Raw genomic sequence first — 14,735 nt, 5'->3', positions numbered from 1 at the left:
CTATTCACCTCTTACTATCTTTACTTGTGACTTATCATCTACATAATTCTGCCCTTTTACTATAACTTTTTCTCCCTCATTTATTCCCTCAATAATTTCAACATACATTCCCGTATCTAGACCTGTTCTAACTTCCTTTTCATATGCTTTATTTTCTTTAACTACATATACTAATGATATTCCTTCTCTTTGTACAACAGCTTCACTCTTTACTGCTATAACACCTTCTCTTACATCTGTATTAACCTTTACCTGTGCAAACATTCCTGGTTTAATAATATAATTTTTATTATCTATATATATCTTTATCGGATACAGTTGTGTTCTTTGATTAGCTACTGGACTTATATTAGCTATCTTTCCTCTAAATTTCTCTTTCGATACAGAAGGAATTTGTATTTCTACTTCTTGACCTTTTTGAAGTTTATTTATGATGTCCTCTGTAACATTGATTTGCACATAAACTCTATCCATATCAACTATAGTGACAGCCGGTTGCGAATTAGCAGCCATTTCCCCTGCTTCAACATTTACTGTAGAAACTATTCCATCAATAGGTGAATCAACAATAGTGTTATTTAATGCATCAAGTGCCTGTTCATAGGCAACCTCAGCCTGCTGAAGTTGAGTTTTAGCAGCATCTAATGATTTATCTGAAGCAGCAAGCTTAGCTTGCTCAAATTGTGCCTTTGATACTGCTCCTTCTTGATATAGCTTCTTAGTTCTTTCAAATGTTTTCTTAGCATTTTCTATTTTTTCCTTTGTAAGCTCATAATTAGCCTTAGCACCATCTAATGCCACCTTGGCACTGTCAACCTGTTTTTGGATATCTTCTTTATCTAAAGTGAAAAGTATATCACCTTTATTCACCTTATCCCCAATACTTACACTTACACTTTCTACTTTCCCTGGAGTTTTTGGAAATACCATTACATCCTTGTCTGCGTATATTTTTCCAGTGAAAGTTGTTGCTTGAGATATTGTCTTCTTAGAAACTGTTTCAACTTCTACAGGTATATAATTTCTGTTATTTTCTGCCCCTTCTGCCTGCTTTTCTTTTGGAGTACAGCCAATGGTTAAGCTTCCTAATAGAACTATAATCATTAGTAGTGTCAATATCTTCTTCATAAACTTCCCTCCATTTTAGATTATACTAATCAATTATTTTTCAATGCTTTAGTCAATTATGGCCTAGTTAAATATTTTTTATACAAGTCAAAACCGACCAGTCAGTCAGTATATTCTATATTTTATTATTTTTTCCTTACAAAAGCAACACCTTTACAGAAATTTAATGAAATAGTTGTTAGTTATTTAACCTAAGAAGTAAGGCTCTGATGTCCGTTACTTATCCTAGGATGTAAAGCTTTGTGGTCCGTTACTTGACCAGGTAGACATCCTTTGTTGTCCGTTACTATGCCTAAGAAGTCATAGCCTTAGTGGTCCGTTACTTGACCAGGTAGACATCCTTTGTAGTCCGTTACCTGACCTAAGTAATAATGCTTTGTTGTCCGTTACTATGCCTAAGAAGTCATAGCCTTAGATGTCCGTTACTTAGCCTAATAGGAACAATGAACCGGGTTCGTCGTTCCACTAATTGAGGGATTCCGAACAGACGTAGGAACAATGAACCGGGTTCGTCGTTCCACAGACGTAGGAACAATGAACCGGGTTCGTCGTTCCAGACTTACAGACTTATCGTTGTTGAGGGATTCGTAATCCCTCAACATTAAATCTTAACATAAATAAAGCTGATGGACTTTAAATCCACCAGCAACGAAGGCACACTACCTGCTAACAAATATATTTTCAATTTTTTATTTCTTTTAGCTTTTCTTTTTTAATTTAACATTCATAATTTAAAATTAATTCAAACGCGAACCCGGTTGCCGTTTAAATTAATTTGCTCTTTGTGTTACCAATATAACCCTAGCGTAAAACACACCATTATTTGAAGTACCTGTAACTATTACCTCATCACCTTCATCAAGGTATTTTAATCTAGTATTATCTCCATCAACATCTACAACAGATGTACTTCCTGTTGTGTATACTGGCATAGTTTGTTGACCAGATACAGAATCTTTGATTGTAAGTACAATAAGCCCAGCATCATCATCTATATATGATATTTCTCCTTCAAATCTTTCATTCTTTTCTCTGACTTCAGCCTCTATCGATGTTATATAGTTACTTTCAATTTCTAATTCTACATAATAATCAAGTCTTAAATCATAAATATCTCCATCTTTATTATCTACCTCTATGTCAGCTACATTTGAAATATAGTAAGTTTTTTCTTCTCTATCTTCATTTAGTATTGTAAGCTGTGGATTCTCTGAAATTATTATTTCTCTAATAGTTCCCTCATCTTCACTTTCTACTACCTCTGCCTTTATATCAGTTATATAGTTGTATTCTATTTTTATATCGACCCTATCTCCAATCATTAATTCTGTTAATTCTACATCTTTTTCATTTCTCTCTATGTCTACATCTTCATCTAATGGGTATTCATAAATATCCTCTTCATCTTCTTCCTCTACCACAAGAATAGGATCTGGTTGAAACTTTATTTCTCTTATATAACCTTCTATTTCTTTATATTTACTTTCTGCATCTATCTTAACAATTTTATTGTTTACAACCTCTATATCAGCTAAATCACCATCATTTAAATCATCTAAATCAGCATCATCTCCATCTAATGTTATATCAACATCATCATCTACTCTAAAAGACCTTGTCTCAGTTTCGTCATCTTCCTCATATTCTAATGTTAACACATGTGGGTTTAAATCTACTATACTTTTTATTTTTCCTGAATACTCTTCTTCTATACTCTCTGCTGTTAAAGATACTATTCTAAAATCATCAGTTACTTTTGCTTCTACTTCTAGACCCTCTACTAGTTCTGAAGGGTCTACTTCTTCATCATCTAATTCTAAAGTACTTTTTGAAGTTGTCTTATATGCAGTATTTTCACCATCTTCATCCTCTATAGTTATGTAAGTTTCTCCATTTAATAATAGTATATCTGATATAGTACCACTTATCTCTTCAATATCCTCTTCATCAATATCTTCTTCCTCTATATTTACATCATTACTATCACTTATATTACCCTCAACATAATCATATGCTATGGACAGAACCTTTGCCATCATAGCCCTTGTCATTGGTGCTTCTGGGTTAAACCTTCCTTGGCTGTCTCCCTTTTTACTTATTATTCCCTTTTCTATCATAACGTCAATATATGGAGCAACACTTGCAGGTATAAGCTCTGCATCTTTAAAAGGAAGGATTGCTATTCTATCTTTTGCTTCATCTTCAAGGCCCATAGCCCTTGTAAGATATACTGTCACTTCTGCCTTATAAGCATTTCTTGTATTTTCTCCTTCTTCATATAAGTTTTTTATAAAGTCTTGTGCTACAATTCCCTTTTCAATAGCTACTGCAATATCTTTTTTGGCCCAAGGCTCTACCCCTAAATTATTTAAGAAAGTTTCGTATTTTTCCTCAATATCTTCCCTTTCATCCTCATCTATATCAAGAACTCTTGCAGTCATAACTAAAGCCTGTGTTTTTGTTACATTATTATTTGGTTTAAATGTATCATCAGGATAACCTGTAATTATTCCAGCTTCACTTACCTTTTCTATATATTCCTTTGCCCAGTGTTCCTCAGATACATCATCAAAATCCTTTGCATATACTGTAATATTTCCTAGTATAAATACAGCAATAAAAGCTAATAGAACTACCTTTGATATTCTTTTAAACACTTATATTCCCTCCTCTTATTTAAACATAGAAGATTACTACAAAGCATAAGCTTCGAATAAATTCGAAGCTTACACTCTTAACCTCTTTATTTATTTCTTCATTTTTTTTGTAAATCCTGCTAAATTTCTAAAAAATGTACAAAGTCCTATTGTTCAAAGACATCCATCGACTCTTTAAGATAATTATCGATAATGTTTTGTATGTTTGAATCCTTAAGTATTATAGATATCTCTATTCTTCTGTTTCTAGCCCTTTCCTCTTCAGTTGTACCTTCAGTTATAGGTCTAAATTCAGAATAACCACTTGCTAAAAAGTATCGTCCATATTTTTCTTCTAAATTTTCATTACTTTCCATAAGATAATTTACTACAGCTGTTGCCCTTTTAGTTGATAAATCTCTATTATACTCGGAGCTTCCAATATGGTCTGTATGTCCTTGAATATTAATAGCATCAATATTACTCCTTACATTTTCATCTTCCAATACATTTTCAAAAGCCTTTGCTAATTCATCAAGTATTTCTTTACCCTCTGGTTTTATTGTATATGAATTATAATCGAATACTAATCTTTCATTTATTACAATATTTCCGTTATCAGCTATTAAAACTATATCTTCATTAGAATCTGAAGCTTTTCCTAATTCCTCTTCAATTGAATCCTTTACCTTTTCTAAAACTTCAATTCTTAGAAAGGCTATCCCTTGTAATCTTGACCTTAATCTGCCCAATTCCTTGTTACTTTCTGCAATTATTTCTTTTTGCTCCTCTATCTTCTCTTGAGAAAGTTTAAGCTCTTTTTCTCCTCTTTCTACTTCTGCCCTAACCCTTTCAAGCCTATCCTCTAGAAGCTCTAACCTTTCTTCTGCTCTACTTATTTCAACCATTGATTCTTCAAGCTCTTTTTGTGTGTTTGCAAGCTGTTTTTTAGCATATTCAAGGTTAGTCCCTGTTATTATGTTTTGTATATATGCAAGGAGCATAAGAAAAAACAAAATTAGGGCTATAGTAGATATAACATCTGTAAAGGAAGGCCAAAAGTTTTGATTTTCCCTTTCTTTTTTAAAGCTTCTTCTCCTTTTCATTAGGCTCCCCCTATTCTACTTTTGAGATAATTTCTCTATTGCACTGGCAAGCTCTTTCTTAGCTTCCTGCTCTTTTAATATAACACTAGAAAAGTCTCTTAAATCCTCAGTTAAGTCTGCAAAACTTACATTCATTCTTTGTATATTTGTCCTTAGATTATAGTTAAATTCAGAAAAATCCCTTGTATTTTCTCTAAAGTCTTTAAGTGCTTCGTCAAATTTTTCTATACTTGCTTGTAATGCCTTTGTAGATTTTTCAGCCTCTTGTGAAGAGGTTAAAAGCCTTTTTCCTGTAGTATCCATAATTTCATTTAAATTATCATCTAGCTTGTCCAAAAACATGTTAAAGTTTGACGTTAAGACCTCATTAAGTAAAGAATACTCCTTTTCCTTATTTTGAGTATAAAATAAGGCTATATCATTATCTAAATATTCCTCAATTTCAACCATTAATGCCTCTTTTTCATCTTCTATATTAAATATAATATTAATAATAGTTGTAACTATAGCTGCTGCTATACCAAATAGTGATGTTATAAAGGCTACAGACATACCCTGTACAGAATCAATAAGCCCTCCTACAATTGAATTTATACTATTTACTACCTCTGTACTTCCACTTTCAGTTAACAACTGAACTAGTTCTCCAATGGAAAGGGTAAGACCATAAAATGTACCTAAAAGCCCTAAAATTATCATTAATGATACAGAGTTTTTTACAAACCTTTCTCCTAACTGTAAAGACCTAAGTTCTGTATTAAAATGCTTTTCAATGATTGCTTGTGTATTTACTTCATTTGGATTTTCCCTTGCAGATCCCTTGTAATCTTTAATAATCATATTTAATATATTATGATTGTATTTTCCTTCTTTATCCTTCCCACCTTCTTTTAAATCACTACTAATATTTTTGTATCTTTTTCTTATTATAATTGTAGTTACAAAGCTAGATATAAAAATTACTACAATTACTGAAATTATTGTTAATGCCAATGGATTAAGTTTACCTATAAGACTAATCAAATTAAGCCCCCCTTGTTTCTTGTAAAAAATTTTAGTTGAATACAATAATTACCAATATCATAACATATTTCATAAAAAGATTCATCCTTTTTATAGTAATGGTGAAAGAAGTCGACCTATAGATTCTTTAAATTTAACAAGTATATTTCTCTTTAAATGTTCTTCTAGGATAACCTCTTTACTATGGGATAAATCCTCTATAAAGTCCTTTTCTAATTCTTTAACCACCTCCTTATCATATATAAAAGAGTTAATCTCAAAATTCATTTCTAAACTTCTTATATCCAAATTAGCTGTTCCTACAGATGCAACCTCTCCATCAACTAAAAGTAGTTTACTGTGTATAAATCCTTTTTCATAGGTATATATCTTTACTCCTGCCTTTAATAAATCTTCTATATTTGACCTTGATGCCCAATAAACTAAAATATGGTCTGGCTTACTAGGTATTATTATTCTTACATCTATACCACTTAAGGCAGCAGTCATAAGTGCAGTATTAATACTATCCTCTGGTACTAAATATGGGGTTGCAATCCAGACCCTTTCCTCTGCAGTGGCTATCATAGTAAAGTATGCCTTCATAATCGATCTCCATTCAGTATCAGGGCCACTTGGTGTAATTTGAATTATTTGTTCACCATAATAAGGAAGCTTAGGATAATAGCTTTTCCCTGAAATATATTTGCCTGATACAAACTCCCAATCCTTAAGGAATGTGTTTTGTATTCCATATACTGCTTCTCCTTCAATTTTTATATGGGTATCCCTCCAAAATCCAAGCCTAGGATTAAGTCCTAAGTATTCATCTCCAATATTTAGTCCACCAATAAAACCTACCCTGCCATCTACTACAACAATCTTTCTATGGTTCCTATAATTTAATTCTCTACTTAAAACAGGGAAGATAACTGGATAAAATGGATATATTTCTACCCCTGAAGCTTTTAATGAATTTATATAATTTTTGCTTAATCTCCAACATCCAACATCATCATAAATAACCCTTACCTTTACCCCTTCCTTTGCCTTACCAATTAGAATTTCCCTAATCTTATTCCCTATATCATCATCTTTTATAATAAAATATTCCATATGGATATGATGCTTAGCATTTTTTATTTCATCAATTATATGCTTAAAGGTTTCATCTCCATTTTTAAGAATTTTAGTCCTATTATTTGACGTAAAGGGAGAATTTGAGACTTTAAGAAGTAGGTTTATTAACTTGCTTTTTACTAAACTCTCCTCAACATTTTTAAAGATATCTGTTCCCTTTAAGAGTTCTTTTTGGATATCAACTGCATAAGTAAGGTGTTTAAAGTCACTATATTTTTTCTTTTCAAATTTCATCTTTCTTCTAATGTTATGACCTAAAAATATATAAAATATAAACCCTACCACTGGAACAAGAATAAGGATTAAAAGCCAAGCAATAGTCTTAGAGGGATTTTTATTTTCTAGAAATATAACTGTTGCAATAAAGATAGAGTATATTGTTAGTATTATCCCAAGATAAGTCTTAATTTTGTCCCATATAGTCTTATATACAGGGTTTACTTTAACTAAATATATAAGTATAGATATAATTAGTGCCACTATTAAAATTGAAATTATTAATGATAAAGTTCTTTTAGAAATATTAAACATTCTCCCACCACACTATTAATGACTTGTTAATATATATTTATTTAAAAGATACCCTATTGGTTAATGGTTAATTCATTTTTATTATTTTGTAGTTTATGGAAAATAATTAAGCGCAGACTAAGTCTGCGCTTCTCGGAACGACGAACCGGGTTCTCTGTTCCTTTTTCTTAGCCTGGAAAGATATGCTCTGTAGTCCGTTACTTAAACCAAAGATGTTTAGGCTTCGTGGTCCGTTACTTTTAAAAGCAGTTCCTAGCTCTTCGCTCTCAGCTCTTAGCAAAACTAACAACTTTTTTTAGCTGAGAACTAGGAACTAAGGACTAATAACTGTATTTTTACTAACAACTAACTACTACCTACTAACTTATTCTATTTGTCAATTGCCTTTACTATACTATTTCTTCAACCTTTTTACCTACAACTCTAACTACAGTAAAGGCACAGGCTATACCTACAATTATTGATATTAAGGGATGGATACCAAAGGCTGAAGGTATATATCCTACAACTGCAGCTATTACTGCGGTTGTTATGGCATAAGGAGCTTGAGTCTTAACATGGTCAATATGGTCTGAAGCAGAAGCCATAGAACTCATAATTGTAGTATCTGATATAGGTGAACAGTGGTCTCCAAATACTGCCCCTGTAAAGACTGCACCAATAGTGGCAAATAAGAGACTACCCGTATCTCCACCACTTAAATGATAAACAAGGGGTACTGCTATAGGCATTAATATTGCAGTAGTTCCCCAGGATGTCCCTGTTGAAAACGCTATCAAGCATCCTAAGATAAATACGGCTAAAGGAATTATTCTAGGTGATATATTTCCCTCCAAAATACTTACAAGATAATCAGCTGTTCCTAAATCCTTACATAACCTTCCTATACTCCATGCAAGAACTAAAACCATGAGGGCAATAACTAAGGATTTAGCTCCATCAATCCATGCTTCAACTGCTTCCTTAAATGTAAGTATCCTTTGGGTTAGAACTAACACCATTGCAACTATAGTTCCAGAATAGGATGCCCACATCATTGCAACAGCAGCATTTGCATTACCTATAATATCCCTTACTGATGTAAATGCTAGGGGATTTGCCTTAATTCTAGCTATAAGCTCTGTATTTTCACCACCCATTATAGCATTGTAACCATTTATGTATAAACCAAATATTACCATGAAAATTACAGTAAACACAGGTATAAGGGCATTATATGTTCTTAAAGGAGTACCCTCTTTTATTTCCATCTCTGTTAATTCCTTAGAAGCAAGTGGAGTTGCTCCATCTCCCACAACCTTACCTGTCAATCTAGCTCTAATTTCCGCTCTAAGCATTGGCCCAAAATCTCTTCCAAGTAAAACAATAGCTAGAACGAAGAATAGTGCAGTTATACTATAAAATCTATAGGGTATAGACTTTATAAAAGCAGCATAGGAATTCATATCTAGTCCTATAGTTGTAAAGGCATCTCTTAAAAGCCCCATTTCATATGCAATCCATGTTGAAATTAAGGCCATACTTGCAACTGGAGCTGCAGTTGAGTCACATATATATGATAACTTTTCACGGGATACTCTTAACTTGTCTGTAAGAGGTCTCATGGTATTTCCTACAAGTAATGTATTTGAATAGTCATCAAAGAATATTGCAAGTCCCATAGTCCATGTAGCCAATTGTCCGCCCTTTGGATTTTTGGCCTTTTTACCAAGCCATTCAGCAATCGCCTTAGCTCCCCCAGATTTTGCAACAATACCAATCATTCCACCTAATCCTATATCAAATGCTATGATACCTGCATTCCATTCGTCTGCAATAGAACCTGCTATATAGTGCTCAATAGTTTTAGCAAAACCAGTAAATATGTTTCCCCCACTTAGAATAGAAGCACCTATCCATATACTTACAAAAAGAGCCGGTAGAACTTGTCTAGTAATTAAAGCTAAAATAATAGCCATCAATGGCGGTACTACAGAAAGTATTCCTAAATCTTCCACTTAAAATCCCCCTTCTAAGTTTCTATGTTGTTTTTGTTCTTTTGCAATTATCTATTAAGTTTACTCCCTCCCTTCTTTAATTTAACGTTATTGAAGAACTTTCACATTCCACAAGATTTATCAGTTTTGAAAATTCTGATATTTATAAGTCCTGTTATAACTTTTATATGCTTGTAAAGTGATTATTTATGCATATTTATTAGTTTTTGATAAATGGAACACCGTTACTTTACCAAGGACGTCTAGCCTACGAGGACCGTTACTTGACCAGAGAAGCCAAGCCAGGATGTCCGTTACTTAAGCCCAAGAAGTTATGCGCTGTGGTCCGTTACTATACCTAAGATGCTGAAGCTTCGTAGTCCGTTACTATTCCGGGGAGATATGTCTTAGATGTCCGTTACTAGACCAGAGAAGATATCCTCTGTTGTCCGTTACTTGTTAAAGCGTGTTTCGTGTATCGTGTTTTGTGTTTCGTGATTTAGTAATTCTTAGAAGTTTTATCGTTGTTGAGGGATTCGTAATCCCTCAACCTAATTTAACATTTTAAATTTTTATTGTTTAAATAAAAAATCCCTGACGGAAAACATTTTCCACCAGGGCTTTTTTATAGTCTTATTGTTGTTGTGCTTTTTTTCTTGCTTCACCTTTTAGTAAAGCATTAAGTGTAATTCCAATAGCTGTAAATATCATTGTCCAAACAGTAAGCATAAATCCTAACGCTGCTCCTGTCATTTTATCCCTCCTATTGACGGATTATAACTCTATTCTCATCAAGTTCTTTTGAGTATTTCTTCTTAATTGAAATGTATGATTGGATAAATCCTACTATTAATACTGCAAATATAGCTAATCTTGCACCTTGTACCCATGGTACTAATTGTGGTTTATCCGCAACAAATGAAGGTACTAACTTAAAGTATCCTGCATCAATATAATCCTTTGTTGAGAATATTAGTAATATAGCAGCTGTTATTGGAGTTACTGCCTTCATGAATATTTTATAGAACCATGTTGGTACTTTCCAATATCCACCTCTATTTAGCTCTTCTAAGGCTTTATCTCCCATTAACCATCCAGCTACTGCTACTTCAACAAATCCAAGAACTAGTAATAGGTATACACCTACCCAGTTATCTACTTCTGTTAAGTATACTAAGTCTGCTGTTTTTGTTAAGATTGGTTCAAGTGCAATAGGCATTCCTACTACTATATATGCAAAGAATATAATCCATGATGCTTTCTTTCTTGGAATTCCTAAGTCCTCTTCAACTAGAGCAGTTAGGTAGTTGAATAATGCTATAGCTGAAGTAAATCCTGCGAAGAATAATAGTAAGAACCATAACCCACCAAATAATTGCCCAGCTGGCATCGCTCTGAAAACGTTTGGTAAAGCTATAAATGAAAGTCCTACACCAGCATCTATTCCTTCAGGTCCTAGGAAAGCGTATGCAATAGGTATAACCGCAGTACCACCTAGGATGATTTCAGCAAACTCATTAAGTGAAACAGTTGCTAATGCTGAAACTACAACATCATCATCTGGTTTTAGATATGAAGCATAGTTACATATAATACCCATACCAATTGATAATGTGAAGAATACCTGACCAGCAGCAGCAATTGCAGATTGCCAGTTTAATTTACTAAAGTCAGGATTCCAGATGTAGTTTAATCCTTTAAATGATGACCAGTCTGGATTAACTGGACTTCCTAAAGTTAATGCTCTAATTGCTAAAGCAATACCGAATACGTATAATACTGGCATCATTAATTTTGCCCAAGTTTCTATACCTTCTTGAATTCCACGCATAACAGCCAGTGCTATTCCTATAAGTGCTAGTATCCAGAATATAAATACACTTGGACTTTGAATAAAGCTTACAAATACTTCTGCAGTTGATACAGAGTTATCCATGTAACCTCCAGTTATTGATAAGAAACCATATCCTAAAGTCCATCCAATAATTTGGCTGTAGTATGATGTAACTAATAGTGTTACTGCAAAAGCGAAAGCTCCTGCTAAAGCTCCTATAATAGCTGCTTTCTTAGGATTAACACCTTCTCTAGCTTGTAAGTACACCATAGGCCCTATTGTACCATGGCCATACCTACCACCATAACGTCCAAGATTCCACTCAACAAACATAATAGGAATACCAATCATTACAAGTGCAATAAAGTATGGAATTATGAAAGCTCCTCCACCGTTTGACGCGGCTTGGTATGGGAATCTCCAGAAGTTACCTAGACCGATAGCATTACCTGCCATAGCTAGAATAAGACCAACCTTCGATCCCCAACTTTCTCTTGAGTTTGACATTAAGAATCCTCCCTTCAGTTGATAGAAAACATTGATAAAAATTTTGTTAAGTTAACAAATAATTTGATAAAAAACGTTTGCCTGTGGCACGCCATTTACTATTATACAATCTTCTCAACTTTTTTTCAATTAGAATTTTTCTGAATTTTATGAAGTTCATTTCCATATTTTCAAGCATAATACAATATAAGTATTTATTTTCCATGCTGTTAACATGAAATTGTTTATTTTTGTAAATGATTCCAAAAAGAAATAATTATTTTATTAACAAAATCTATTATTTCCACATGAAAAGAAATATATTAAAAAATTGTTATATAATCCTATGAAGTAAGGCTAGGAGGACCGTTACTTGGTCTTAAAAGTAAAGCGTTGTGGTCCGTTACTATTCCAGGGAGATATGTCTTAGATGTCCGTTACTTGACCAGAGACGTCTAGCCTATGAGGACCGTTACTTTGCCTAAGAAGAGAGTCTAGGATGTCCGTTACTTAACCTAGGAAGTAAGTCTAAGACGTCCGTTACTGTGTCAAAGAAGCAAAGCTCCGAAGACCGTTACTTTAACCTTAGAAGATAATCTAGGATGTCCGTTACTATGCCTGAGAAGTAAAACTATGAGGTCTGTTACTTAGCCTTAGACGTTAGGCTTCGTGGTCCGTTTTTTGTCTTTGCTTTTCTAATTCTCAATTTTCCATTTTCAATTCTCAATTGCTTTTCAAATGCAGTTTTTGGTGATTAGTGAGTAGTGGTTGGGTTTTGGTAATGCTATGAAGATTATTAATTAGAAAACAATCGTACTAAGTTCTTGCTATTAAAAGCAGTTCCTAGCTCTTTGCTCTCAGCTCTTAGCAAAACTAAAATTTTTTGTCTAGGAACCAGGAACCAAGAGCTAACAACTGTACTTTACTAACCACTAACCACCACCACTAATAACTATTACTTTCACTAACTACATGCTACTACCTACTAACAAATTTTCCATTTTATATTTTCAATTTTTATTTGTTTATAATTTCCTATGTATTATAAAAAAGGGCATATAGGTAGAAAATTCACCTACATGCCCTTTTTAGAAAATGTATTCATGACCATATTAATTATAACCCATCATAACTGCTACAACAACAAATATTGAAGCTAAAACAAAAAGTATCCCTTGAAATCTTATTTGGAACTTAAACCATTTATTCCAATCTAACCTTGCAACACCTAATACTCCCATAAGACATCCTGAAGTAGGAACTATTAGGTTTGTAAATCCGTCTCCCAATTGGAATGCCAATACTGCCACCTGTTTAGATACCCCTACTAATTCCGCAAGGGGTGCCATAAGTGGCATAGTTAATGCTGCCTGACCTGAACCAGATACAACAAAGAAGTTAAATACTGATTGGAATAAATACATTATCCAAGCTGAGAATGCTGTACCAAGACCATCTATAGCATTACCCATTGCATGTAATATAGTATTTAAAACTGTCTGTTCTGTTGCAGAGCTTCCTCCAAGAACTAAGACTATACCCTTTGCCATGCCAACAACTAACGCAGCTCCAATTAAATCCTTAGCTCCATCTCTAAAGGCTGAAGCTATATCATTAACCTTCATATCGTTTAGCTTAAATACTACGCCGATTATACCTGCCATAAGACCCATAACAAAAAACTGTGAAGCTATTGCAGGTATATACCATTGATGTGCTGCAACTCCCCATATTATCCAAATAACTCCACCTAAAATAGTAAGTAGAACTAAAGTGTGACCAAGCTTAAAGTCTACTTCTATGTCTTCCTTTTCCTTTATATTTTCTCTATAATATGCGTCTGATTCATATGATACTGACCTTGTTGGGTCCTTTTTAATCTTTGAAGCATACCACATAGTATATACAATACCTAATGCTGTAAATATTATAAATATAAATATCCTATATCCCATACCTGATCCTACACGAACCCCTGCTACACCCTGAGCTATTGCCACACTAAAAGGATTCATCCATGAGGTGGCAAAACCTATCTGTGTAGCAACATATGTTACCATGATTCCTGTTATTGCGTCATACCCCATTGCTATCACAAGGGGAACTATTATCATTGCAAAAGGTATAGCCTCTTCACCCATTCCAAATACTGCTCCACCTAATGCAAATAAGAAAAATAAAACTGGTATTATAGCTATTTCATATCCTTTAGTCTTTTGAATCATCTTTAGTATACCAGCTTCAACCGCTCCTGTTCTAAGGATTATACCAAAAGCTCCACCAATAACTAAAATAAATGCCACAACTCCTACTGCTGAACCCCATTTACTACCACTAACTAATCCTTCAAAAGCATAATTTAGAACTCCTAGTCCTCCACCACCTTTAAATAGCGGTATTCCCTTTTTAATTTTTTGTCCATTCTCATCTAAAGCTGGAACATATTCTCCATACTCTTTAACAACTCTAAAAAGTACTTTCCCACTTTCATCCTTGTAATCTACAGCCTTTTTCTCAACTGTTAAAATCTCGTTACCCTCTGAATCGTAAACTGTTCCTCCGTCTAATAAAAAGGTTTTCCCTTCTGCAACAAATTCACCATCTGAGTTAACTTCAATAGGATTGTCACTTGGGTCTAACACTTTATAATCTACCTGAAAGCTACCTATTGGAACTAAATATGTTAGTAGTGCTGCAAATAAGACTACAAAAAAGATTATTACATAAGTATCAGGCATCTGTATCGTCTTTTGGGTCTTAACCTCTTTTGACTTTGTTGCCATCAAATCTCCCCCTCTTAGTTTTTTTCTTAATTATTTAATGCAAATAACATTCCAACTATTTAAGGGGAGATTTACAGTATCTTTCTATATTTTAATTATAACTGGCATTATTT

Annotated in this window: 8 protein-coding genes; all 8 read right to left on the bottom strand. The window is 33.5% G+C overall.

Features of this window, described 5'->3' with window-relative positions:
• Complete coding sequence (locus BET03_RS04370) at positions 1–1,128, bottom strand: efflux RND transporter periplasmic adaptor subunit (RefSeq protein ID WP_120167690.1); 1,128 nt, start codon at positions 1,126–1,128, stop codon at positions 1–3.
• 770 nt (positions 1,129–1,898) lie between these two features.
• Positions 1,899–3,785: an S-layer homology domain-containing protein gene (locus BET03_RS04365; RefSeq protein ID WP_120167688.1), complete on the bottom strand. Its 1,887-nt coding sequence runs from the start codon at positions 3,783–3,785 to the stop codon at positions 1,899–1,901.
• A 146-nt stretch (positions 3,786–3,931) separates the two neighbouring features.
• Complete coding sequence (locus BET03_RS04360) at positions 3,932–4,870, bottom strand: OmpA family protein (RefSeq protein ID WP_120167686.1); 939 nt, start codon at positions 4,868–4,870, stop codon at positions 3,932–3,934.
• Positions 4,871–4,885: 15 nt separating this feature from the next.
• Positions 4,886–5,893 (bottom strand): MotA/TolQ/ExbB proton channel family protein, encoded by a 1,008-nt coding sequence (locus BET03_RS04355; protein ID WP_120167685.1) that lies wholly within the window; start codon positions 5,891–5,893, stop codon positions 4,886–4,888.
• Positions 5,894–5,983: 90 nt separating this feature from the next.
• Positions 5,984–7,543, bottom strand: coding sequence for a cardiolipin synthase (gene cls / locus BET03_RS04350; RefSeq protein WP_120167683.1), 1,560 nt, complete (start codon positions 7,541–7,543; stop codon positions 5,984–5,986).
• 389 nt (positions 7,544–7,932) lie between these two features.
• Positions 7,933–9,540 carry a Na+/H+ antiporter NhaC family protein gene (locus tag BET03_RS04345; protein ID WP_120167681.1) on the bottom strand — a complete coding sequence of 536 codons (1,608 nt, stop codon included), beginning with the start codon at positions 9,538–9,540 and terminating at the stop codon, positions 7,933–7,935.
• A gap of 742 nt (positions 9,541–10,282) precedes the next feature.
• Complete coding sequence (locus BET03_RS04340) at positions 10,283–11,860, bottom strand: sodium-dependent transporter (protein ID WP_120167679.1); 1,578 nt, start codon at positions 11,858–11,860, stop codon at positions 10,283–10,285.
• Positions 11,861–12,951: 1,091 nt separating this feature from the next.
• Positions 12,952–14,622, bottom strand: coding sequence for a putative basic amino acid antiporter YfcC (yfcC, locus tag BET03_RS04335; RefSeq protein ID WP_120167677.1), 1,671 nt, complete (start codon positions 14,620–14,622; stop codon positions 12,952–12,954).
• Positions 14,623–14,735 lie beyond the last annotated feature (113 nt).

Source organism: Thermohalobacter berrensis (assembly GCF_003609645.1).
In the GTDB taxonomy this organism is placed as follows: Bacteria; Bacillota; Clostridia; order Tissierellales; family Thermohalobacteraceae; genus Thermohalobacter; species Thermohalobacter berrensis.
Note: the sequence above shows the minus strand (reverse complement) of the source record. Positions and strands in the feature narration are given on the sequence as shown.

Coding starts and splice junctions, on each gene's coding strand:
- BET03_RS04370 (WP_120167690.1), bottom strand. CDS start 1,128: ATGAAGAAGATATTGACACTACTAATGATTATAGTTCTATTAGGAAGC.
- BET03_RS04360 (WP_120167686.1), bottom strand. CDS start 4,870: ATGAAAAGGAGAAGAAGCTTTAAAAAAGAAAGGGAAAATCAAAACTTT.
- cls (WP_120167683.1), bottom strand. CDS start 7,543: ATGTTTAATATTTCTAAAAGAACTTTATCATTAATAATTTCAATTTTA.
- BET03_RS04340 (WP_120167679.1), bottom strand. CDS start 11,860: ATGTCAAACTCAAGAGAAAGTTGGGGATCGAAGGTTGGTCTTATTCTA.
- yfcC (WP_120167677.1), bottom strand. CDS start 14,622: ATGGCAACAAAGTCAAAAGAGGTTAAGACCCAAAAGACGATACAGATG.